The sequence below is a fragment of the Kitasatospora sp. NPDC058406 genome, assembly GCF_042722765.1.
In the GTDB taxonomy this organism is placed as follows: domain Bacteria; phylum Actinomycetota; class Actinomycetes; order Streptomycetales; family Streptomycetaceae; genus Kitasatospora.
Window position 1 is genome coordinate 14,027 of the sequence record NZ_JBHXKE010000086.1, and the last position, 20,348, is coordinate 34,374.

At 71.4% G+C, this 20,348-nt stretch carries 20 protein-coding genes; 19 read left to right on the top strand and 1 reads right to left on the bottom strand.

All coding sequences use genetic code 11. The annotated features are described in order from the left end of the window. Positions 1-129 precede the first annotated feature (129 nt). The 15 genes from secY to glmM all read left to right on the top strand — a co-directional run bounded on the left by secY (position 130) and on the right by glmM (position 12,676). Positions 130-1,440 (top strand): preprotein translocase subunit SecY, encoded by a 1,311-nt coding sequence (gene secY / locus ACFWOG_RS18745; protein ID WP_327677856.1) that lies wholly within the window; start codon positions 130-132, stop codon positions 1,438-1,440. Further along, on the top strand, positions 1,440-2,093 hold the full coding sequence (locus ACFWOG_RS18750; RefSeq protein ID WP_329885377.1) for an adenylate kinase: 654 nt from the start codon (positions 1,440-1,442) through the stop codon (positions 2,091-2,093). The genes secY and ACFWOG_RS18750 overlap by 1 nt, the downstream gene beginning before the upstream one ends. Before the next feature lie 130 nt (positions 2,094-2,223). Beyond that, positions 2,224-3,063, top strand: a complete 840-nt coding sequence (gene map, locus ACFWOG_RS18755) for a type I methionyl aminopeptidase (RefSeq protein WP_380359698.1) — start codon at positions 2,224-2,226, stop codon at positions 3,061-3,063. Positions 3,064-3,262: 199 nt separating this feature from the next. Continuing rightward, positions 3,263-3,688, top strand: a complete 426-nt coding sequence (gene mscL, locus ACFWOG_RS18760) for a large conductance mechanosensitive channel protein MscL (RefSeq protein ID WP_355399481.1) — start codon at positions 3,263-3,265, stop codon at positions 3,686-3,688. 168 nt (positions 3,689-3,856) lie between these two features. Next, the gene (gene infA / locus ACFWOG_RS18765; RefSeq protein ID WP_003956442.1) at positions 3,857-4,078 is read left to right on the top strand and encodes a translation initiation factor IF-1; all 222 of its coding nucleotides are present in this window, start codon (positions 3,857-3,859) and stop codon (positions 4,076-4,078) included. Between the two features lie 32 nt (positions 4,079-4,110). After that, complete coding sequence (gene rpmJ / locus ACFWOG_RS18770; RefSeq protein ID WP_003956441.1) at positions 4,111-4,224, top strand: 50S ribosomal protein L36; 114 nt, start codon at positions 4,111-4,113, stop codon at positions 4,222-4,224. A 181-nt stretch (positions 4,225-4,405) separates the two neighbouring features. After that, entirely contained in the window at positions 4,406-4,786 is a 381-nt protein-coding gene (gene rpsM / locus ACFWOG_RS18775) for a 30S ribosomal protein S13 (RefSeq protein WP_063348977.1), read from the top strand. 72 nt (positions 4,787-4,858) lie between these two features. Next, positions 4,859-5,266 carry a 30S ribosomal protein S11 gene (rpsK, locus tag ACFWOG_RS18780; protein ID WP_030232513.1) on the top strand — a complete coding sequence of 136 codons (408 nt, stop codon included), beginning with the start codon at positions 4,859-4,861 and terminating at the stop codon, positions 5,264-5,266. Positions 5,267-5,408: 142 nt separating this feature from the next. After that, positions 5,409-6,431 (top strand): DNA-directed RNA polymerase subunit alpha, encoded by a 1,023-nt coding sequence (locus ACFWOG_RS18785; protein ID WP_030232516.1) that lies wholly within the window; start codon positions 5,409-5,411, stop codon positions 6,429-6,431. Between the two features lie 131 nt (positions 6,432-6,562). Further along, positions 6,563-7,054, top strand: coding sequence for a 50S ribosomal protein L17 (gene rplQ, locus ACFWOG_RS18790; RefSeq protein WP_329885374.1), 492 nt, complete (start codon positions 6,563-6,565; stop codon positions 7,052-7,054). Positions 7,055-7,141: 87 nt separating this feature from the next. After that, on the top strand, positions 7,142-8,053 hold the full coding sequence (gene truA / locus ACFWOG_RS18795) for a tRNA pseudouridine(38-40) synthase TruA (RefSeq protein ID WP_380359701.1): 912 nt from the start codon (positions 7,142-7,144) through the stop codon (positions 8,051-8,053). 41 nt (positions 8,054-8,094) lie between these two features. Beyond that, on the top strand, positions 8,095-9,768 hold the full coding sequence (locus tag ACFWOG_RS18800; RefSeq protein WP_329950396.1) for an ATP-binding cassette domain-containing protein: 1,674 nt from the start codon (positions 8,095-8,097) through the stop codon (positions 9,766-9,768). Between the two features lie 381 nt (positions 9,769-10,149). Next, positions 10,150-10,593 (top strand): 50S ribosomal protein L13, encoded by a 444-nt coding sequence (rplM, locus tag ACFWOG_RS18805; RefSeq protein ID WP_014136251.1) that lies wholly within the window; start codon positions 10,150-10,152, stop codon positions 10,591-10,593. A gap of 46 nt (positions 10,594-10,639) precedes the next feature. Then, positions 10,640-11,143: a 30S ribosomal protein S9 gene (gene rpsI / locus ACFWOG_RS18810; RefSeq protein WP_329885371.1), complete on the top strand. Its 504-nt coding sequence runs from the start codon at positions 10,640-10,642 to the stop codon at positions 11,141-11,143. Positions 11,144-11,311: 168 nt separating this feature from the next. Then, positions 11,312-12,676 (top strand): phosphoglucosamine mutase, encoded by a 1,365-nt coding sequence (glmM, locus tag ACFWOG_RS18815; protein WP_329950397.1) that lies wholly within the window; start codon positions 11,312-11,314, stop codon positions 12,674-12,676. A 96-nt stretch (positions 12,677-12,772) separates the two neighbouring features. Here glmM and coaA read toward each other — a convergent pair whose 3' ends face one another. Next, on the bottom strand, positions 12,773-13,768 hold the full coding sequence (gene coaA, locus ACFWOG_RS18820; RefSeq protein ID WP_329950398.1) for a type I pantothenate kinase: 996 nt from the start codon (positions 13,766-13,768) through the stop codon (positions 12,773-12,775). 99 nt (positions 13,769-13,867) lie between these two features. On the opposite strand from coaA, the gene glmS reads away from it, so the two are divergent. The 4 genes from glmS to ACFWOG_RS18840 all read left to right on the top strand — a co-directional run bounded on the left by glmS (position 13,868) and on the right by ACFWOG_RS18840 (position 20,342). Then, positions 13,868-15,724: a glutamine--fructose-6-phosphate transaminase (isomerizing) gene (glmS, locus tag ACFWOG_RS18825; protein WP_380359704.1), complete on the top strand. Its 1,857-nt coding sequence runs from the start codon at positions 13,868-13,870 to the stop codon at positions 15,722-15,724. A gap of 247 nt (positions 15,725-15,971) precedes the next feature. After that, on the top strand, positions 15,972-17,531 hold the full coding sequence (locus ACFWOG_RS18830; RefSeq protein WP_380359706.1) for an NAD(P)H-hydrate dehydratase: 1,560 nt from the start codon (positions 15,972-15,974) through the stop codon (positions 17,529-17,531). A gap of 367 nt (positions 17,532-17,898) precedes the next feature. Then, the gene (gene alr, locus ACFWOG_RS18835; protein ID WP_329950401.1) at positions 17,899-19,095 is read left to right on the top strand and encodes an alanine racemase; all 1,197 of its coding nucleotides are present in this window, start codon (positions 17,899-17,901) and stop codon (positions 19,093-19,095) included. Further along, positions 19,092-20,342, top strand: a complete 1,251-nt coding sequence (locus tag ACFWOG_RS18840; protein WP_380359708.1) for an alpha/beta fold hydrolase — start codon at positions 19,092-19,094, stop codon at positions 20,340-20,342. The genes alr and ACFWOG_RS18840 overlap by 4 nt, the downstream gene beginning before the upstream one ends. Positions 20,343-20,348 lie beyond the last annotated feature (6 nt).

The following is a 20,348-nucleotide window of genomic DNA, read 5'->3' on the forward strand; positions in this document are numbered from 1 at the left end:
GTCCGTGGAGTTCCCTTGTAGGCTGCGCGTAGGCTCGCCTGTGCCGTCTGTACGGGGGCCCGTACCGCCCAAACTCCCATTCAGGACCGACCCTCCCGCCGACGACGCGCGGGAGGCGCAGGAGGCACCGTGCTCAGTGCGTTCGCGCGGGCGTTCCAGACGCCCGACCTGCGCAAGAAGCTGCTGTTCACGCTGGGCATCATGGTGCTGTTCCGGCTGGGCTCGCACATCCCTGTTCCAGGGGTGGACTTCCAGGCGGTTCACGCCTGTATCAAGGAGACCAAGAACAACGGCCTCTTCGGACTGGTCAACCTGTTCAGCGGTGGCGCGCTCCTCCAGCTGACGATCTTCGCCCTCGGCATCATGCCGTACATCACGGCGAGCATCATCCTCCAGCTCCTCACGGTCGTGATCCCGCGACTCGAGGCGCTGAAGAAGGAGGGCCAGGCCGGTACCGCGAAGATCACGCAGTACACCCGGTACCTGACCATCGCGCTCGCGGTGCTCCAGGGCACCGGCATCGTGGCGACGGCCTCCAGCGGCGCGCTCTTCTCCGGCTGCGTCTACGCCAACCAGATCGTGCCGGACACCGGGGTCTTCCGGATCGCCGTGATGGTCCTGACCATGACCGCCGGCACCACGGTGATCATGTGGCTGGGCGAGCTGATCACCGACCGCGGCATCGGCAACGGCATGTCGCTGCTGATCTTCACCTCGATCGCCGCGCAGTTCCCGACCTCGATGTGGGCCATCAAGGGTTCCGGCACCATCGGCGGTGGCTGGGTCGAGTTCCTCTCCGTCATCGCGATCGGCGTCATCGTTGTGATGCTCGTCATCTTCGTCGAGCAGGCGCAGCGGCGGATCCCGGTGCAGTACGCGAAGCGGATGATCGGCCGCCGGGCCTTCGGCGGCACGTCGACCTACATCCCGCTGAAGGTGAACCAGGCCGGTGTCATCCCGGTCATCTTCGCCTCGTCCCTGCTGTACATCCCGGCCCTGGTGGTCCAGCTGACCAACAGCCAGTCCGGCTGGGCGGTGTGGATCAACCAGCACTTCGTCCGCGGTGACCACCCGGTCTACATGGCCACGTACTTCCTGCTGATCGTCTTCTTCGCCTTCTTCTACGTCGCCATCTCCTTCAACCCCGAAGAAGTTGCCGACAACATGAAGAAGTATGGTGGGTTCATCCCGGGTATCCGGGCCGGCCGCCCGACGGCCGAGTACCTGAACTACGTGCTCACCCGCATCACGTGGCCGGGTTCGCTCTACCTGGGCCTGATCGCGTTGATCCCGATGATCGCCCTGGTCGCCTTCGGACAGCAGACCAACTTCCCGTTCGGCGGCACCAGCGTCCTCATCGTCGTCGGCGTCGGACTCGAAACTGTGAAGCAGATCGAGAGCCAGCTCCAGCAGCGCAATTACGAAGGGTTCCTCCGCTGATGCGTATCGTCCTCGTCGGGCCTCCCGGGGCCGGGAAGGGTACTCAGGCGCACTTGCTCGCCAAGACCCTGTCCATTCCCCACATCTCCACCGGCGACCTCTTCCGCGCCAACATCGGCCAGGGCACCCCGCTGGGTGTCGAGGCCAAGAGCTACATGGACGCGGGCCGGCTGGTGCCGGACGAGGTCACGATCGGGATGGCCAAGGACCGGATGCTCCAGGAGGACGCCGTCAACGGCTTCCTGCTGGACGGCTTTCCGCGCAACCTTGGCCAGGCCAAGGCGCTGGACGAGTTCCTCACCGAGCAGGGCATCGCGCTCGACGGCGTGCTGGACCTGGAGGTCCCCGAGGACGAGGTGGTCCGGCGGATCGCCGGCCGTCGCCTCTGCCGCAACGACGGCGGCCACGTGTTCCACGTGGACTACAACGCGCCGAAGACCGAGGGCGTCTGCGACGAGTGCGGCGGCGAGCTGTACCAGCGTTCGGACGACACCGAGGACAAGGTGCGGACGCGGCTGGAGGTCTACCACACGGAGACCGAGCCGATCATCGACTACTACCGCCAGCAGGGCCTGATCGCGACGATCCCGGCCCTCGGCAAGGTGGACGAGGTCACCGCCCGCGCGATCGAGGCGCTGAAGCAGGACAGCTGAGTTTTTTGAGCGGCGTACCTACGGCCGCGTTGCCCTTCCGGGGCAGCGCGGCCGTAGGTCGTCGTACGGTGGAACGAGTGCACGGCCGCCCGGCAAGGACCGCGCGGGAGACCAAGGAAGGCGTGACCAGATGGTGGAGATCAAGACCTCCGAGCAGATCGCGAAGATGCGAGCGGCCGGACTGGTCGTCGCCGAGGCGCTCAAGGCGTGCCGCGAGGCGGTAGCCCCGGGTGTGACCACCCAGGAACTCAACGACATCGCCGACAAGGTCATCACGGACCACGGCGCGACCTCCAACTTCCGCGCCCACCACGGCGGGCTCTGGTTCCCCGGTGTGATCTGCGCCTCGGTGAACAACGAGGTCGTGCACGGCATCCCGGGCGACCGGGTGCTGGAGGAGGGCGACCTGATCTCGATCGACTGCGGCGCCATCCTGGACGGCTGGCACGGCGACGCGGCGATCTCGGTGGCCGTCGGCGAGGCCCGGCCCGAGGTGGAGATGCTGAGCCGCGTCACCGAGGGCTCGATGTGGGCCGGCATCGCCCAGATGAGGAAGGGCAACCGCCTGGTCGACGTCTCCAAGGCGATCGAGGGCTTCATCCGCCGCCAGCCGCTGCCGCCGAAGGGCAAGTGGGGCATCACCGAGGGCTACGGCGGCCACGGCATCGGCACCGCGATGCACATGGAGCCGCACGTCCTGAACTACGTCGAGCGCGGCCGCGGGAAGGGCCCCAAGCTGATCCCCGGCACCGTGCTGGCCATCGAGCCCATGGTGTCGCTCGGCACGCCGCACACGACGGTGCTGGAGGACGACTGGACCGTCGTGACCAACGACGGTACCTGGGCCTCGCACTGGGAGCACTCGGTGGCCGTGACCGAGGAGGGGCCGCTGGTGCTGACCTCCTTCGACGGCGGCCGGGCCGAGCTGGCCAAGCTCGGCATCACCGCAGCTCCGGACCCGCTCGCCTAGTCGTCGGAGCCCGGCCGGGGCGGCCGTTCGCCGCCGCCCGCGAGGCCGACTGCCGGGTCCGACGACGGACCGGAGCCCTGGGGGTTTGGACCTCCAGGGCTTTTGTCCTATTTTTATCGGCTGGCAGTGGCTTCAGAGGCTCGGAGCGTCCCCGGACGGCTTCGACCGGCAAACGGCTTCGATCGAGCAGGAGAGAGCAGTGCTCAAGGGATTCCGCGAATTCATGATGCGCGGCAACGTCGTCGACATGGCGGTCGGTGTCGTCATCGGCGCCGCGTTCACCGGGGTGGTGACCGGCTTCGTGTCGGCCTTCCTCACCCCGCTGGTGGGTGTCGTGGTCGGCGCGGCGGGCGACTTCGGCTCGTACAAGGCCAACGTGGCGGGGGTCATCTTCCCGTACGGCCAGTTCCTGAACGTGCTGATCGCGTTCCTGATGACCGCTGCGGTGCTCTACTTCTGCGTCGTCCTGCCGGTGACCAAGGCGACCGCCCGCTACCTGCCGAAGAAGCCGAAGACCCCGAAGCGCCCGTGCCCGGAGTGCCTGACCGAGATACCCGAGGCCGCCCGCCGCTGCTCGGCCTGCACCGCCCACGTGGAGCCGCTGCGGGTCGTCGCCCCGCACTGACCGGGCCCCGGTTTTGGTCCACCCCTCGCGCTGGCGTAGGATGGACCGTCGGCTCACTCGTAGCGTGCTTCAGCACGCCCTCTTCCCCCTCGGGGGTCGGGGTGGACCCAGGTTCGCACGAGCGTGCCGCATACGGTAGCCGGTCCCGGAAGGTGGATCTCGCAGTTCATGGCTAAGAAGCAAGGCGCCATTGAGATCGAGGGCACCGTGATCGAGTCTCTTCCGAACGCGATGTTCAAGGTCGAGCTGCAGAACGGTCACAAGGTCCTCGCGCACATCAGTGGCAAGATGCGCATGCACTACATCCGCATCCTGCCGGACGACCGGGTCGTGGTGGAGCTCAGCCCCTACGACCTCACGCGTGGCCGGATCGTCTACCGCTACAAGTAAGAACGTCAGATCTAGACCCGGAGAACCTGAACATGAAGGTCAAGCCGAGCGTCAAGAAGATCTGCGACAAGTGCAAGGTGATCCGCCGCCACGGCCGGGTCATGGTGATCTGCGACAACCTGCGCCACAAGCAGCGCCAGGGCTGATCAGTTCCCCCCCAGCATTTCTCGTAGTACTTCGCGCGACGCGAAAAACGTCATAAGCGGGCTGCCCGATCCGTCCGTCAGTGGACGGACTGCCACCCCCGGTCAGAGGCCGGGGCTCCATCGTCGAGAGGCGTAGGAGTAGGTAGCACGCGAGACCTCTGAAGAAGCACAGGAGCCTTGAATGGCACGCCTCGCCGGCGTTGATCTCCCCCGTGAGAAGCGGATCGAGATCGCCCTTACCTACGTGTACGGCATCGGCCGTACCCGCGCCCAGCAGACCCTGGTCGAGACCGGTGTCAACCCCGATGTCCGCGTGCGCGACATCAGCGAGGAAGACCTCGTCAAGCTGGGTCAGTACATCGACGCCAACTACACGGTCGAGGGTGACCTCCGCCGTGAGGTGGCCGCCGACATCCGCCGCAAGGTCGAGATCGGCTGCTACGAGGGTCTGCGTCACCGTCGCGGCCTGCCGGTCCGCGGCCAGCGCACCCACACCAACGCGCGTACCCGCAAGGGCCCGCGTCGCGCGATCGCCGGTAAGAAGAAGCCGGGCAAGAAGTAGTCCGTCCCGTCACCGGACATCCCTCCGGCCCGCGGGTCAGCGGACCGACCACCTCAGTAGGAGAACAGACTTATGCCCCCCAAGGGTCGTCAGGCTGCCGGCGCGAAGAAGATCCGCCGCAAGGAAAAGAAGAACGTGGCTCACGGCCACGCGCACATCAAGAGCACGTTCAACAACACGATCGTGTCGATCACCGACCCCGCGGGCAACGTGATCTCCTGGGCCTCTGCCGGCCACGTCGGCTTCAAGGGCTCGCGCAAGTCCACCCCGTTCGCCGCGCAGATGGCCGCTGAGGCCGCTGCCCGTCGCGCGCAGGAGCACGGCATGCGCAAGGTCGACGTCTTCGTGAAGGGTCCGGGCTCCGGCCGCGAGACCGCGATCCGCTCGCTCCAGGCCACCGGCCTGGAGGTCGGTTCGATCCAGGACGTCACCCCCACCCCGCACAACGGCTGCCGTCCGCCGAAGCGCCGCCGCGTCTGACGCAGCGCCTTCGGGCACGCGGGTTCTGCTTCAAGCCTTCGTACGGGGTCCCACGCGGTGTGTCACTGCCGGCGGGACCCCGTACGCTGGTTCTGTTCGGCATCAAATAGTGGGTGCCGAAGATCACTGGAGGATTTGACACATGCTGATCGCTCAGCGTCCCTCGCTGACCGAAGAGGTCGTCGACGAATTCCGCTCGCGGTTCGTGATCGAGCCGCTGGAGCCGGGCTTCGGCTACACCCTCGGCAACTCGCTCCGCCGCACCCTCCTGTCGTCGATCCCGGGTGCCGCTGTCACCAGCATCCGCGTCGACGGCGTCCTGCACGAGTTCACCACCGTGCCGGGCGTCAAGGAGGACGTCACCGACCTCATCCTCAACATCAAGCAGCTGGTCGTCTCCTCGGAGCACGACGAGCCGGTCGTGATGTACCTGCGCAAGCAGGGCCCGGGTGTGGTCACCGCCGCCGACATCGCCCCGCCGGCCGGTGTCGAGGTGCACAACCCCGAGCTGGTCCTCGCCACGCTGAACGGCAAGGGCAAGCTGGAGATGGAGCTGACCGTCGAGCGCGGTCGCGGCTACGTCTCCGCCGTGCAGAACAAGGCCTCCGGCCAGGAGATCGGCCGCATCCCGGTCGACTCGATCTACAGCCCCGTGCTGAAGGTCACCTACAAGGTCGAGGCCACCCGTGTCGAGCAGCGGACCGACTTCGACAAGCTCATCGTCGACGTCGAGACCAAGCCCGCCATGCGTCCGCGCGACGCCATGGCCTCGGCCGGCAAGACCCTGGTGGAGCTGTTCGGTCTCGCCCGCGAGCTGAACATCGACGCCGAGGGCATCGACATGGGCCCGTCCCCCACGGACGCCGCCCTGGCCGCCGACCTGGCGCTGCCGATCGAGGAGCTGGAGCTCACCGTCCGCTCCTACAACTGCCTCAAGCGCGAGGGCATCCACACCGTGGGTGAGCTCGTGGCCCGCTCCGAGGCCGACCTGCTCGACATCCGCAACTTCGGTGCGAAGTCGATCGACGAGGTCAAGGCGAAGCTGGCCGGCATGGGCCTGGCCCTCAAGGACAGCCCGCCCGGGTTCGACCCGACCGCCGCCGCCGACGCCTTCGGCGCCGACGACCTGGACGACGCGGGTTACGCGGAGACCGAGCAGTACTAAGAGTTTGACCGTGGGAACGGCCGCTCCGGCGGCCGTTCCGGCGGGTCAGTGAAAAGCCGTACGGGCACCGTGCCCGTACGCCCGCTGCGGTACCTGGTACGGCCGCAGTCGGAGATTCGAGGAGTAATTCCATGCCGCGTCCCACCAAGGGTGCCCGCCTCGGCGGCGGCCCGCACCACGAGCCGCTGCTGCTCGCCGGTCTGTGCCGGGAGCTCTTCCAGTACGGCCGCATCACCACGACCGAGGCCAAGGCCCGTCGGATGCGCCCGCTGGCGGAGAAGCTCATCACCAAGGCGAAGAAGGGCGACATCCACAACCGTCGCCTGGTGCGCAAGACCATCACCGACATCTCGGTGCTGCACACCCTCTTCACCGAGATCGCGCCGCGCTACGAGAACCGCCCGGGTGGCTACACCCGCATCACCAAGATCGGCGGTCGCCGCGGCGACAACGCGCCGATGGCCGTGATCGAGCTGGTCGAGGCGCTGACCGTCGCGCAGACCGCCGTCGGCGAGGCCGAGGGCGCCACCAAGCGTGCCGTCAAGGAGGCCGACGCCAAGGTCGAGGCCACCAAGGCCGACGAGGCGAAGGCCGACGAGGCCGAGGCCACCGAGCAGGCCTGACACCTTCCGGTGTAGTGCGGGCCCGTTCTCCCATCCGTGGGGGAGCGGGCCCGTTCCTTCTGTCTGGACCCCTCTGGGAGAGAAGCAGTGGTCAACGATTGCGCCGAGCGGCCGCCGGTCAAGGACGGCCCGGCCGACGGGTACGTCCGGATCCGGTTCGACCTCGCCTACCAGGGCGCCGAGTTCTCCGGATGGGCTCGCCAGCGCGGCGGTCGCCGCACCGTCCAGGAGGAGATCGAGACCGCGCTGCAGATCGTCACCCGGAGCCCGGAGCTCCACCCCCTGACGGTGGCCGGCCGCACCGACGCCGGTGTGCACGCCCGGGGCCAGGTCGCGCACGTCGACCTGCCGGACGAACTCTGGGCCCAGCACGGCGGGAAGCTGCTCCGGCGGCTGGCCGGGCGACTCCCCGGTGACGTCCGGATCTACCGGGTGAGCGAGGCCCCCGCGGGCTTCGACGCCCGTTTCTCGGCGATCTGGCGCCGGTACGCCTACCGGGTCGCCGACCACCCCGGCGGGGTCGACCCGCTGCTGCGCGGGCACGTGCTCTGGCACGACCGGCCGCTGGACGTCGAGAAGATGAACGCCGCCGCCGAACTGCTCCTCGGCGAGCACGACTTCGCCGCGTACTGCAAGAAGCGCGAGGGCGCCACGACCATCCGCACCCTGCTGGAGCTGCGCTGGGACCGCGTGCCGGTGGACGCCTACGCCGCGCAGGAGGGCTCGCTGGCGGTCGCCACCGTCCGGGCCGACGCCTTCTGCCACAACATGGTGCGGGCGCTGGTCGGCGCGATGCTGCTGGTCGGCGACGGGCACCGGCCGGTGGAGTTCCCCGGCGAGGTGCTGGCCGGCGGCGTCCGCAACTCGGCGGTCAACGTCATCCGGCCCCACGGGCTGACGCTGGAGGAGGTCGGCTACCCGGCGGACGAGCTGCTCGCCGAGCGCAACCGGGCGGCCCGCCGGATGCGGACCCTGCCCGGACGGCCGGTGGTCGGCTAATCCGTTTTGGTCCTGGGCGGCGGCTTGGGAGAATCGTCCGCATGGGACACGTCGAGATTTCGCACCTTGAGTACTACCTGCCGGACGGGCGGGTGCTTTTCGACGACGCGTCCTTCCGGGTCGGCGAGGGCACCGCGGTCGCCCTGGTGGGCGCCAACGGCGCCGGCAAGACCACCCTCCTGCGCATGATCGCGGGCGACCTCCAGCCGCACGGCGGCTCGGTGACGATCAGCGGCGGCCTCGGGGTGATGCGCCAGTTCGTCGGCACCACCGGCCGCGAGGGCAGGCAGGAGGACGAGGACCGGCAGGGCCCGGCCCCGCTGGCCGCCGACGCCTCCGTCCGTGACCTGCTGGTCTCCGTCGCCCCCGAGCGGATCGCCGTCGCGGCCCGCGCGGTCGACGCCGCCGAGCTGGCGATGATCGCCCAGGACGACGAGAAGACGCAGATGGCGTACGCCCAGGCGCTCTCCGACTGGGCCGACGTCGGCGGCTACGACTACGAGACCGACTGGGACGTCTGCACGACGGCGGCCCTCGGCATGCCCTTCGACAAGGCCCAGTGGCGCGGCCTCAACACGCTCTCCGGCGGTGAGCAGAAGCGCCTCGTCCTGGAGGCGCTGCTGCGCGGCCCCGAGGAGGTGCTGCTGCTGGACGAGCCGGACAACTACCTGGACGTCCCCGGCAAGCGCTGGCTGGAGGAGGCGATCAGGGCCACCCCGAAGACCGTGCTCTACATCTCGCACGACCGCGAGCTGCTCTCCCGGACCGCCGAGAAGATCATCAGTGTCGAGTCCGGCGCGGCCGGCAGCAGTGTCTGGGTCCACGGCGGTGGCTTCGACTCCTTCCACGAGGCCCGCAAGGACCGCTTCGCCCGCTTCGAGGAGCTCGGCCGGCGCTGGGACGAGGAGCACGCCAAGCTCAAGAAGCTCGTCGTCACGCTGCGCCAGGCCGCCTCCGTCAGCCACGCGCTGGCCACCCGCTACGCGGCGGCGCAGACCCGGCTGAAGAAGTTCGAGGAGGCCGGCCGTCCGGAGGAGCCCCCGCGCGAGCAGAGCATCACCATGCGGCTCAAGGGCGGCCGGACGGGCGTGCGCGCCTTCACCATGGAGCAGCTGGAGCTCACCGGCCTGATGAAGCCCTTCGACCTGGAGGTCTTCTACGGCGAGCGGATCGGCGTCCTCGGTTCCAACGGCTCCGGCAAGTCGCACTTCCTGCGCCTCCTCGCGGGGGACACCACGGTCGCGCACACCGGTGGCTGGAAGCTCGGCGCCCGGGTGGTGCCCGGCCACTTCCGGCAGACCCACGCCCATCCGGAGCTGCTCGGCCGTACCGTCCGCTCGATCGTCGAGGAGGAGCACGCGCTCAGCCGCGGCGCCGCGATGGGCGCCCTGCGCCGGTACGAGCTGGACCGGCAGGAGGAGCAGAAGTTCGAGTCGCTCTCCGGCGGGCAGCAGGCCCGGCTGATGATCCTCAAGCTGGAGCTCTCCGGGGTCACCGCGCTGCTGCTCGACGAGCCGACCGACAACCTGGACCTGGAGAGCGCGGAGGCGCTGCAGGCCGGGCTGGAGGCCTTCGACGGCACCGTGCTGTGCGTCACGCACGACCGCTGGTTCGCGAAGGCCCTGGACCGTTTCGTGGTGTTCGGCGCGGACGGCCGCGTCTACGAGTCGACGGAGCCGGTCTGGGACGTCACCCGGGTCGAGCGGGATCGCTGACCTGGCGTTCCGGCGCGGTGCGGGGCGGTCCGGGCCGTACCGCGCCGGGCCGGGTGATGTCCGGAGCCTGTGCGGTTCCGGTCGTTCGGGTGCCGTTCGTGACCGGTCGGGGACCGGTTCAGGGTCCGTTCGGGAGCGGTTCAGGACAGTCCCGGGGCGGGTTCCGCCGGGCGAATTTTGACCCTCCCCGGTAGTCCCGGTAGCCTGGGCGCTTGATGTGCGTATTGGCTCGCTCTATCTCACGTGAGAGGTCGGTACGCCGGAGATATCAGGTCGACCACCCAGCGGCCCCCCTTGAATTGCGTCCAAGGCGGCCAGGCTGATGCCCTCGACCGGGTGCTCCTGTCAGGACTCACTCACTGAAAAGCAGAGGCTACGACCGTGCGTACGTACAGCCCCAAGCCCGGCGACGTCCAGCGTCAGTGGCACGTCATCGACGCGACCGACGTCGTGCTCGGCCGCCTGGCCTCCCAGGCCGCCAACCTCCTCCGGGGTAAGCACAAGGCGATCTACGCGCCGCACGTTGACACCGGTGACTTCGTCATCATCATCAACGCGGACAAGGTGCACCTGTCGGGTAACAAGAAGACCCAGAAGCTGGCGTACCGCCACAGCGGCTTCCCGGGCGGTCTCCGCTCGGTCCGCTACGACGACCTCCTGGCGAACAACCCGGAGAAGGCCGTCGAGAAGGCCATCAAGGGCATGGTCCCCAAGAACAGCCTGGGCCGCCAGATGCTCTCGAAGCTGAAGGTCTACTCGGGCGACCAGCACCCGCACGCTGCCCAGCAGCCGGTGCCGTTCGAGATCACCCAGGTCGCGCAGTAACTCCGGCCACCAAGCCCCCCAACACTGAAAAGAGCTGAGGAACCCCGTGGCCGAGACCACCGAAACCCTTGAGGTCGACTTCGACGAGACTGTCGTCGAGGGCGAGTACACCTCCGAGGAGAACTACACCTCCGAGTCCCTGGCCGGCCGCTTCGGCGAGGCCGTCCCCGGCGCCGGCCTCGGCCGTCGCAAGGAGGCGATCGCCCGCGTGCGCATCGTCCCCGGCACCGGCCAGTGGAAGATCAACGGTCGCACCCTGGAGAACTACTTCCCCAACAAGGTGCACCAGCAGACCGTGAACGAGCCGTTCAAGCTCCTTGAGCTCGACGGCCGTTACGACGTCGTCGCCCGCATCTCGGGTGGCGGCACCTCCGGTCAGGCCTACGCGCTGCGCCTCGGCGTCGCCCGCGCCCTGAACGAGGCCGACGTGGACAACAACCGCGCCGCCCTGAAGAAGGCCGGCTTCCTGATGCGTGACGCGCGTGCCGTCGAGCGCAAGAAGGCCGGTCTCAAGAAGGCCCGCAAGGCGCCGCAGTACAGCAAGCGCTAGTCGCGCCCCGGGGGTGCGTACCGCCCTGGTGGTGCACGCCCCCGGATGCGCTCTCACGCCCCGGAGTACTTCGCGTACTCCGGGGCGTCGTGCTCCCCGGCCATTGTGCGGAGGCCTGGGATTCGATCGGATTCTCTGCAAAGCATTGCGGCGATGGAGGACGGGACAGTGGGACGACTCTTCGGTACGGACGGCGTACGCGGCGTGGCCAACGAGACCCTGACGGCCGAGCTCGCGCTCGGGCTGTCGGTCGCGGCGGCGCACGTGCTCGGTGAGGCGGGGGCCTTCGACGGCCACCGGCCGGTCGCGGTGGTCGGCCGCGATCCGCGCGCCTCGGGCGAGTTCCTGGAGGCCGCGGTCATCGCCGGCCTGGCCAGCGCGGGCGTCGACGTGCTGCGGGTCGGCGTGCTGCCCACCCCGGCGGTGGCGTACCTCACCGGCGCGCTCGGCGCCGACTTCGGCGTGATGCTCTCCGCCAGCCACAACGCCATGCCGGACAACGGCATCAAGTTCCTCGCCCGCGGCGGCCACAAGCTGGACGACCGGATCGAGGACGCCATCGAGGCGCACTACCGGACGTACTCCGTCGGCAGCGACGAGTGGAAGCGCCCGACCGGGGCCGACGTCGGCCGGGTCCGCGAGTACACCGAGGGCTTCGACAAGTACGTCGCCCACCTGATCGGCGTGCTGCCCAACCGCCTGGACGGCATCCGGGTCGTCATCGACGGCGCCCACGGCGCGGCCGCGTACGTCGCCCCCGAGGCCTTCGCCCGGGCCGGCGCCGAGGTCGTCCACACCCTGGGGGCCGAGCCCACCGGCCTCAACATCAACGAGGGTGTCGGCTCCACCCACCTGGACCGGCTGCGCACCGCCATGCGCGAGCACCGGGCGGACCTCGGGATCGCCCTCGACGGTGACGCCGACCGCTGCCTGGCCGCCGACGCGGACGGCGACGAGGTCGACGGCGACCAGATCATCGCGATCCTCGCCGTCGCCATGAAGGAGGCCGGCACGCTGCGGAGCAACACCGTCGTGGCCACCGTGATGTCCAACCTGGGCTTCAAGCTGGCGATGGAGCGCGAGGGCATCGACCTGGTCGAGACCGCCGTCGGCGACCGCTACGTGCTGGAGGCGATGAAGGCGCACGGCTTCGCGCTGGGCGGCGAGCAGTCCGGCCACGTCATCCTCCTCGACCACGCGACCACCGGCGACGGCACGCTGACCGGCCTGATGCTCGGCGCCCGGCTGGCCGCCACCAAGCAGCCGCTGGCCGACCTGGCCGCCGTGATGACCCGTCTGCCGCAGGTGCTGATCAACGTCAAGGGCGTCGACAAGAGCCGGGTGAAGACCAGCGAGGAGCTGGCCGCCGCCGTCGCCGAGGCCGAGGCGGAGCTGGGCTCCACCGGCCGGGTGCTGCTGCGGTCGTCCGGCACCGAGCCGCTGGTCCGGGTGATGGTCGAGGCCGCCGACGAGTCGCAGTCCAAGGCCGTCGCGGAGCGCCTGGCCGAGGCGGTCCGGACGTACCTGGGCTGACCCCCCGCCGAACGCTCGAACGCCCGAGGGCCCCGCACCTGCGGGGCCCTCGGGCGTTCGCGGCTCGCGGCTCGCGGCTCGCGGCTCGTGGCGCGTTCAGAGCTTGCGCAGCCGTGCCCGGCGGACCTTGTGGTCCGAGCCCTTCTGCAGGACCAGCGTCGCCCGGCCGCGGGTGGGCAGCACGTTCTCCAGCAGGTTCGGCTTGTTGATGGTGCGCCACACCTGGCGGCCGTACTCCATGGCCTCCTCCTCCGGCACCTCGGTGAACCGGCGGAAGTAGGAGTTCGGGTCCTGGAAGGCGGTCTGCCGCAGCTTGCGGAACCGGTCCAGGTACCAGCTCTCGATGTCGTCGGTGCGGGCGTCGACGTAGATCGAGAAGTCGAAGTAGTCGGCCACCGCGAGCCTGGTCCGGCCGTCGGTGCCCGGCAGCGCCGGCTGCAGCACGTTCAGCCCCTCGACGATCAGGATGTCCGGGCGCTCCACGGTGAGCCGCTCCCCGGGCACGATGTCGTACACGAGGTGCGAGTAGACCGGGGCGGAGACCCTCTCCTTGCCGGCCTTCACGTCCGCGACGAACCGCATCAGCGCCCGGCGGTCGTACGACTCGGGGAACCCCTTGCGGGCCATCAGCCCGCGCCGGCGCAGCTCCGCGTTCGGCAGCAGGAACCCGTCCGTGGTGACCAGCTCCACCCGGGGGTGCTCCGGCCAGCGGGCCAGCAGCGCCTGGAGCAGCCGGGCCGTCGTGGACTTGCCGACCGCGACCGAGCCGGCCACGCCGATGATGAACGGCGTGCGGGTGCGCTCGGTGTCCCCGGTGTCGAGGAAGGTGCCCAGCGCGTCGCGTAGGTCGTGCGTGGCGTGGATGTAGAGGTTCAGCAGCCGGGACAGCGGCAGGTAGACGTCGCGGACCTCGTCGAGGTCGAGCGCGGTGCCGAGACCGCGCAGCCGTTCCACCTCCTGTGCGGTCAGTGGCAGCGGCGTACGCTCGCGCAGTGCGCTCCACTCGGCCCGGCTGAGGTCCACGTAGGGGGACGGCGACGGGCCGGGCGTGGCAACGCCCCGCGTACAGAGTTCGGTCAGCACATGCTCCATTGTGAGCCGTAGCGCCGTTCAGGGGGGTTGTGGTGTCGGTCACGCGCCGGGGGCGAACCGCGCGAATGGGGCGTTCGGAGCGCCCTTATGCTGGCACGCATGTGCGGAATTGTTGGATACGTGGGCTCCCAGCCCGCCCTTGACGTAGTAATCGCAGGCCTGCAGCGACTGGAGTACCGGGGTTACGACTCCGCCGGTGTCGCGGTGCAGGTGCAGGGCTCCGACGGGCAGTGGAGCCTTGCCACCGACAAGCGGGCCGGAAAGCTCGCCAACCTGGAGAAGTCACTCGCCGAGACCCCTCTTCCCGGCGGAACCACCGGCATCGGTCACACCCGTTGGGCCACCCACGGCGGCCCGACCGACGCCAACGCCCACCCCCACCTGGACGACGCCGCCCGGGTGGCCGTGGTCCACAACGGCATCATCGAGAACTTCGCCCAGCTCCGGGCCGAGCTGACCGAGCGCGGCCACACGCTGCGCTCGGAGACCGACACCGAGGTCGTCGCCCACCTGCTCGGCGAGCTGTACGACGGTGACCTGGCCGAGGCGATGCGGGCGGTCTGCCGCCGTCTCGACGGCGCCTTCACCCTCGTCGCCGTGCACGCGGACGCGCCGGACGTCGTGGTCGGCGCCCGCCGCAACTCGCCGCTGGTGGTCGGGCGCGGCGAGGGCGAGAACTTCCTCGCCTCCGACGTCGCGGCGTTCATCGCGCACACCCGCGAGGCGATCGAGCTGGGCCAGGACCAGGTCGTGGAGCTGCGCCGCGACGCGGTGACGGTCACCAACTTCGACGGCACCCCGGCCGACGTGCGCGAGTACCACGTCGACTGGGACGCCTCGGCCGCCGAGAAGGGCGGCTACGACTACTTCATGCTCAAGGAGATCGCCGAGCAGCCGAAGGCCGTCGCCGACACCCTCCTCGGCCGGATCGGCACCGACGGCCGGCTCACCCTCGACGAGCTGCGGATCTCCGACGCCGACCTGCGGTCGGTCGACAAGGTCGTCATCGTCGCCTGCGGCACCGCCTTCCACGCGGGCATGATCGCCAAGTACGCGATCGAGCACTGGACCCGGATCCCCTGCGAGGTGGAGGTCGCGTCCGAGTTCCGCTACCGCGACCCGATCATGGGCCCGGGCACGCTGGTCATCGCGATCTCGCAGTCCGGCGAGACCATGGACACCCTGATGGCGCTGCGGCACGCGCGCGAGCAGGGCGCCAAGGTGCTGGCGATCTGCAACACCAACGGCTCCACGATCCCGCGCGAGTCGGACGCGGTGCTGTACACCCACGCCGGGCCCGAGGTCGCCGTCGCCTCCACCAAGGCGTTCCTGACCCAGCTGGTCGCCTGCTACCTGGTCGCGCTGTACCTCGGCCAGGTGCGCGGCACCAAGTGGGGCGACGAGATCCACGCCGTCATCAAGGAGCTCGGCGACGCCCCGCGCCAGGTCGAGCAGGTCCTGCAGACCATGGAGCCGGTGCGCGAGCTGGCCCGCTCGCTGGCCGACGCGCGCTCGGTCCTGTTCCTCGGCCGGCACGTCGGCTTCCCGGTGGCCCTGGAGGGCGCGCTCAAGCTCAAGGAGCTCGCCTACATGCACGCCGAGGGCTTCGCGGCCGGCGAGCTGAAGCACGGGCCGATCGCGCTGATCGAGGAGGGCCTGCCGGTCGTGGTGGTCGTGCCGTCGCCGCGCGGGCGGTCGATCCTGCACGACAAGATCGTCTCCAACATCCAGGAGATCCGGGCCCGGGGCGCCCGCACGATCGTCATCGCCGAGGAGGGCGACGAGGCGGTCGTCCCGTACGCGGACCACCTGATCCGCATCCCGGTCACGCCGACCCTGCTGCAGCCGCTGGTCTCCACCGTGCCGCTGCAGGTCTTCGCCTGCGAGCTGGCCACGGCCAAGGGCCACGAGGTCGACCAGCCCCGCAACCTGGCGAAGTCGGTGACGGTCGAGTAGTCGGGTCGTCCGGCCCTTCCCGTCCGGTGCCCCCGCGGTGGCTGCGTTCCACCGCGGGGGCGCCCTGCTGTCCGGGCCCGCCGGGCCGCTCCGGCGGCGCGGGGTCGGCCGGTGGGGGACCGGAGCGGGTGTCGTGCCGAAGCGTGCCGCACGGCCTCGGGCCCTGCGGGGGAGGCCGGTCGCGTAGCGTCGGCGGTAGCCGTCGTCCCTATCCGTCGTCCGTCGCCGAAGACCGGGGGAACCCCTCATGCGCAGTGCTCACCGCGTCGACCAGGTCCGGGCCGCCGAGGCCGAACTGATGGCCGCGCTGCCGGAGGGCACCCTGATGCAGCGGGCCGCCGCCGGCCTCGCCGTGACCTGCGCCCGGCTGCTGACCCGCCGTCGGGGCCGGGTCTACGGCAGCCGGGTGGTGGTTCTGGCGGGCAGCGGGGACAACGGGGGCGACGCCCTGTACGCGGGCGCGGCGCTGGCCCGGCGCGGCGCGCGGGTGGCGGCGGTGCTGCTCGCACCCGAGCGGGCCCACGCAGGGGGCCTCGCGGCTCTCCGGTCGGCCGGCGGGCGGGTGGTGCCGGAGCAGGAGGTCGGCCTGGCCGACTTCTCGCGCGCGGACCTGGTGCTGGACGGCATCGTCGGCATCGGCGGGCGGGGCGGCCTGCGGCCGGAGGCGCAGCCGTACGCCCGCGCCGGCCGGGACGGGGTGGTGGTGGCCGTGGACGTGCCGAGCGGGGTGGACGCCGACACCGGCGAGGTGGCGGGCGTGGCGCTCCGGGCGGACGTGACGGTCTGCTTCGGCACGTACAAGCCGGGGCTGCTGATCGATCCGGGCGCCTCGTACGCGGGGGTGGTGCAGCTGGTGGGGATCGGGCTGGAGCTGCCGCCGGCCGCGGTGGCGGCCCCGCAGCACGCCGACGTGGCCGCGCTGCTGCCGGTGCCGGGGGCGGAGAGCGACAAGTACCGGCGCGGCGTGGTCGGGGTGGCGGCCGGCTCGTCGCGGTACCCCGGGGCCGCGCTGCTCGCGGTGGCCGGGGCGCTGAGCGGTGGCGCCGGTGCGGTGCGGTACGTGGGGACGGCGGCCGAGGAGGTGGTGCGGCGGTTCCCGGAGGCGCTGGTCACCGAGGGCGGGCCGGCCGGGGCGGGGCGGGTGCAGGCCTGGGTGGTCGGACCGGGCGGCGGCGAGGGGGCGGAGCGGGCGCTCACGGAGGCGCTGGCGAGCGACGTCCCGGTGCTGGTGGACGCGGACGGGCTGACCGAACTGGCCCGCCTCGGGCCGCAGGCGCTCGCCGGGCGGACGGCGCCCACGCTGCTGACCCCGCACACGGGCGAGGCGGCCCGCCTGCTGGCGGGCGCGGGTGAGGCGGCGGGTGCCGCGGGCGGTGAGGCCAGGCCGCCGGCCGCCGACGAGCTGGCCGCCACCCGGCTGGCCACGGCCCGCCGGCTCGCCGCCGCCTACCGGGCGACGGTGCTGCTGAAGGGCTCGACGACGGTGATCGCCGACCCGGGCGGCGCGGTGCGGGTGAACCCGACCGGCAGCTCCTGGCTGGCGACGGCCGGCAGCGGCGACGTGCTGGCGGGCCTGGCCGGTTCGCTGCTGGCCACCGGGCTCTCCCCGCTGGACGCCGCCTCGGTGGGCGCGTACCTGCACGGCCTCGCCGCCCGCCGCGCGGCCGGTAGTCCCGGGGCGCCCGTCACCGCCCTCCAGGTGGCGGCAGCCCTCCCCGCCGCCTGGCGCGACGTCCGGTCGGCCGAGGGCTCAGAGGGCTCTGAGGGCTCTGAAAGTTCTGCGGCCGCTGTGGCCTCCGGGGGCTGACGCGCGCCGGAACGTACCGACCGGCTTCCGTCGAGCTGCCCGGGCGCCCGTCGGCCCCTGTGCCCCCCGCCCTCGGCTCGCCGGGCGCGCACGAGAAGTCGGCCCGTCCGACGTCCGGTGCGCGGACTGCGGTCGTCGCCCTCTCCTGGCCGATCGGCCTGCTCCTCGTCCGCTGCGGGGCCCGAGGGGCCGGGGAGGCCGGGACGGTCGGGGCGGGTGGGGGGAGGGGGGAAGGAACCGGCGGGTGATTCGTGGGCGTCCGGTAAGGGACGGCGGGTTGTGCGGGCCGCTCGGCGGCGGCGCCCCGGGGCGGCGTGCCGACGGGCCGTTCGGCGAGGACCCTGGGACGTCTGGGAGACTGACCCTGATGACAACTGCGAACACGATCGCTACGGCCACCCTCACCGAAGGAGCGCGGGCCGAGGCGACCATCGATCTGGCCGCCCTGCGCGGCAACCTCGACGCGCTGCGCGAGCGCGTCGGAGGCGCCGCGGTGATGGCCGCGGTCAAGGCGGACGCCTACGGCCACGGCGCGGTCCGGTGCGCCCGGGAGGCGGTCGCCGCAGGGGTCGGCTGGCTGGGCACCGCGACGCCGGAGGAGGCGCTCGCCCTGCGCGCCGCCGGCATCCGCCCCGACCAGGCCCGCGTCCTGTGCTGGCTCTGGACCCCCGGCGGCCCGTGGCGTGAGGCGCTGCTCGCCGACATCGACATCTCGGTCAGCGGCCGGTGGGCGCTGGACGAGCTGCTCGCCGCCGTCCGCGGCACCGGGCTGCCGGCCCGGGTGCACCTGAAGGCCGACACCGGCCTGGGCCGCAACGGCTGCCAGCCGCACGACTGGCCCGACCTGGTCGCCGCCGCCCGCCGCGCCGAGCTGGACGGCCTGCTCACCGTGGTCGGCGTCTGGTCGCACTTCGCGGCCGCCGACGAGCCCGGCCACCCGTCGATCCAGGCCCAGCTGGACGCCTACCGCGCCGCGCTGGTCACCGCCGAGGCGGCCGGGCTGCGGCCGGAGGTCCGCCACCTGGCCAATTCGCCCGCCACCCTGCTGCTCCCGCAGTCGCACTTCGACATGGTCCGCACCGGCCTGGCCATGTACGGGTTGTCGCCCGTCCCCGAGGTCGGCTCGCCGGCCGACTTCGGCCTCCGCCCGGTGATGTCGCTGAGCGCCCGGCTCGCCCTGGTGAAGCACGTCCCCGGCGGGCACGGCGTCAGCTACGGCCACCACTACACGACCCCCGGTCCGACCACGCTGGGCCTCGTCCCGGTCGGCTACGGCGACGGCGTCCCCCGGCACGCGAGCGGCACCGGCCCGGTGCAGATCGACGGCAAGTGGCGGACGGTGGCCGGCCGGGTGGCGATGGACCAGTTCGTCGTCGACCTCGGCGGCGACACCCCGCCGGTCGGCGACGAGGTGCTGCTGTTCGGCAACGGCGACCGGGGCGAGCCGACCGCCGAGGACTGGGGCCGCGCCTGCGGCACCATCTCCTACGAGATCGTGACCCGGATCGGCTCCCGGGTGCCGCGCCGCTACGTCGGCGGGCTGGACGGGGAGCCGCTCGGATGAGCGGGCAGCCCGGCACGGACCCGGTCGCGACGGTGGCCAAGGCGGCCGGGAAGGCCGCGGAGGTGGCGGGTGCCGCGTCCGGTGCGGCCTCCGGGGTGAGCCGGGCCGGCCTGATCGGGATCTCGGTCGGCGTGCTCGCGGCGGGCGCCGCGGCCGGCGTGGCGATAGAGCGTCTGACGGTCGGCCGGGCGATGCGCCGCCGGGCCCGCGCGGAGCTGGACGCCAAGGCCGCGTACGGCTCGCTGCGCGGTCGCCCCCGGACGGTGACCGCCACCGACGGCACCGAGCTGTACGTGGAGGTGGACGGCACCGGCTGGCCGGACGCCGGCGCGGATGCCGCTGGGAACACCGGTCCGGACTCCGGTCCGGAGCCGCTGACCGTGGTCTTCTGCCACGGTTACTGCCTCAGCCAGGACAGCTGGCACTTCCAGCGCGCCGCGCTCCGCGCCGGTCTGCGGCTGGTCTTCTGGGACCAGCGCAGCCACGGGCGCTCGGAGCGGTCCCGCTCCTACCTGGCGGGTGAGCCGGCCAGCATCGACCAGCTGGGCGGCGACCTCAAGGCCGTGCTCGACGCCGTCGCGCCCACCGGTCCGCTGGTCCTGGTCGGCCATTCGATGGGCGGCATGACGGTGATGGCGCTGGCCGACCAGCATCCGGAGCTGTTCCGTGAGCGGGTCGCCGGGGTCGGGCTGATCGGCACCCTGGCGGGGAACTGGGACGCGGTGACCCTCGGCCTGCCCGCGGTGGGGGCGAAGCTGTTCAAGCGGGTCGCGCCCGGCATGGTGAAGCTGCTCGGCCGTCAGGTCGACCTGGTCGAGGCGAGCCGCCGGCTGGGGGCCGACGTCAGCGCCGTGTTCTACCGGCGTTTCTCCTTCGGGGGGAAGGACGTCGACCCCGGGGTGGTCCGGTTCGCCGAGCAGTTGCTGGACGCGACGCCGATCGACGTGGTGGCGGAGTTCTACCCGGTCTTCGCCGCGCACGAGAAGACCGAGGCGCTGGGTGCCCTGCGCGGCGTTCCCACCCTGGTGCTGACCGGCACGAAGGACCTGCTGACCCCGCCCGGCCACGGTGAGGTCATGGCCGGCCAGCTGCCCGGCGCGGAGCTGGTCCTGGTCGAGGACGCCGGGCACCTGGTGATGCTGGAGCGGCCGGACCTCGTCAACCAGTGGCTGGTCACCCTGCTGGAGCGGGCCGCCGCCTACCGGGGTGCGGCCCCGCTCCCGGCCTCTTTTATAGAGAAGGCGTAGCCGTCG

What these genes read in the sequence shown, in the direction of transcription:
- ACFWOG_RS18785 (WP_030232516.1), top strand. Translation starts at nt 5,409, where the DNA reads ATGCTGATCGCTCAGCGTCCCTCGCTGACCGAAGAGGTCGTCGACGAA.
- ACFWOG_RS18840 (WP_380359708.1), top strand. Translation starts at nt 19,092, where the DNA reads ATGAGCGGGCAGCCCGGCACGGACCCGGTCGCGACGGTGGCCAAGGCG.
- ACFWOG_RS18750 (WP_329885377.1), top strand. Translation starts at nt 1,440, where the DNA reads ATGCGTATCGTCCTCGTCGGGCCTCCCGGGGCCGGGAAGGGTACTCAG.
- alr (WP_329950401.1), top strand. Translation starts at nt 17,899, where the DNA reads ATGACAACTGCGAACACGATCGCTACGGCCACCCTCACCGAAGGAGCG.
- map (WP_380359698.1), top strand. Translation starts at nt 2,224, where the DNA reads ATGGTGGAGATCAAGACCTCCGAGCAGATCGCGAAGATGCGAGCGGCC.
- ACFWOG_RS18830 (WP_380359706.1), top strand. Translation starts at nt 15,972, where the DNA reads ATGCGCAGTGCTCACCGCGTCGACCAGGTCCGGGCCGCCGAGGCCGAA.
- infA (WP_003956442.1), top strand. Translation starts at nt 3,857, where the DNA reads ATGGCTAAGAAGCAAGGCGCCATTGAGATCGAGGGCACCGTGATCGAG.
- glmS (WP_380359704.1), top strand. Translation starts at nt 13,868, where the DNA reads ATGTGCGGAATTGTTGGATACGTGGGCTCCCAGCCCGCCCTTGACGTA.
- rpsM (WP_063348977.1), top strand. Translation starts at nt 4,406, where the DNA reads ATGGCACGCCTCGCCGGCGTTGATCTCCCCCGTGAGAAGCGGATCGAG.
- rpmJ (WP_003956441.1), top strand. Translation starts at nt 4,111, where the DNA reads ATGAAGGTCAAGCCGAGCGTCAAGAAGATCTGCGACAAGTGCAAGGTG.
- rpsK (WP_030232513.1), top strand. Translation starts at nt 4,859, where the DNA reads ATGCCCCCCAAGGGTCGTCAGGCTGCCGGCGCGAAGAAGATCCGCCGC.
- rplQ (WP_329885374.1), top strand. Translation starts at nt 6,563, where the DNA reads ATGCCGCGTCCCACCAAGGGTGCCCGCCTCGGCGGCGGCCCGCACCAC.
- ACFWOG_RS18800 (WP_329950396.1), top strand. Translation starts at nt 8,095, where the DNA reads ATGGGACACGTCGAGATTTCGCACCTTGAGTACTACCTGCCGGACGGG.
- coaA (WP_329950398.1), bottom strand. Translation starts at nt 13,768, where the DNA reads ATGGAGCATGTGCTGACCGAACTCTGTACGCGGGGCGTTGCCACGCCC.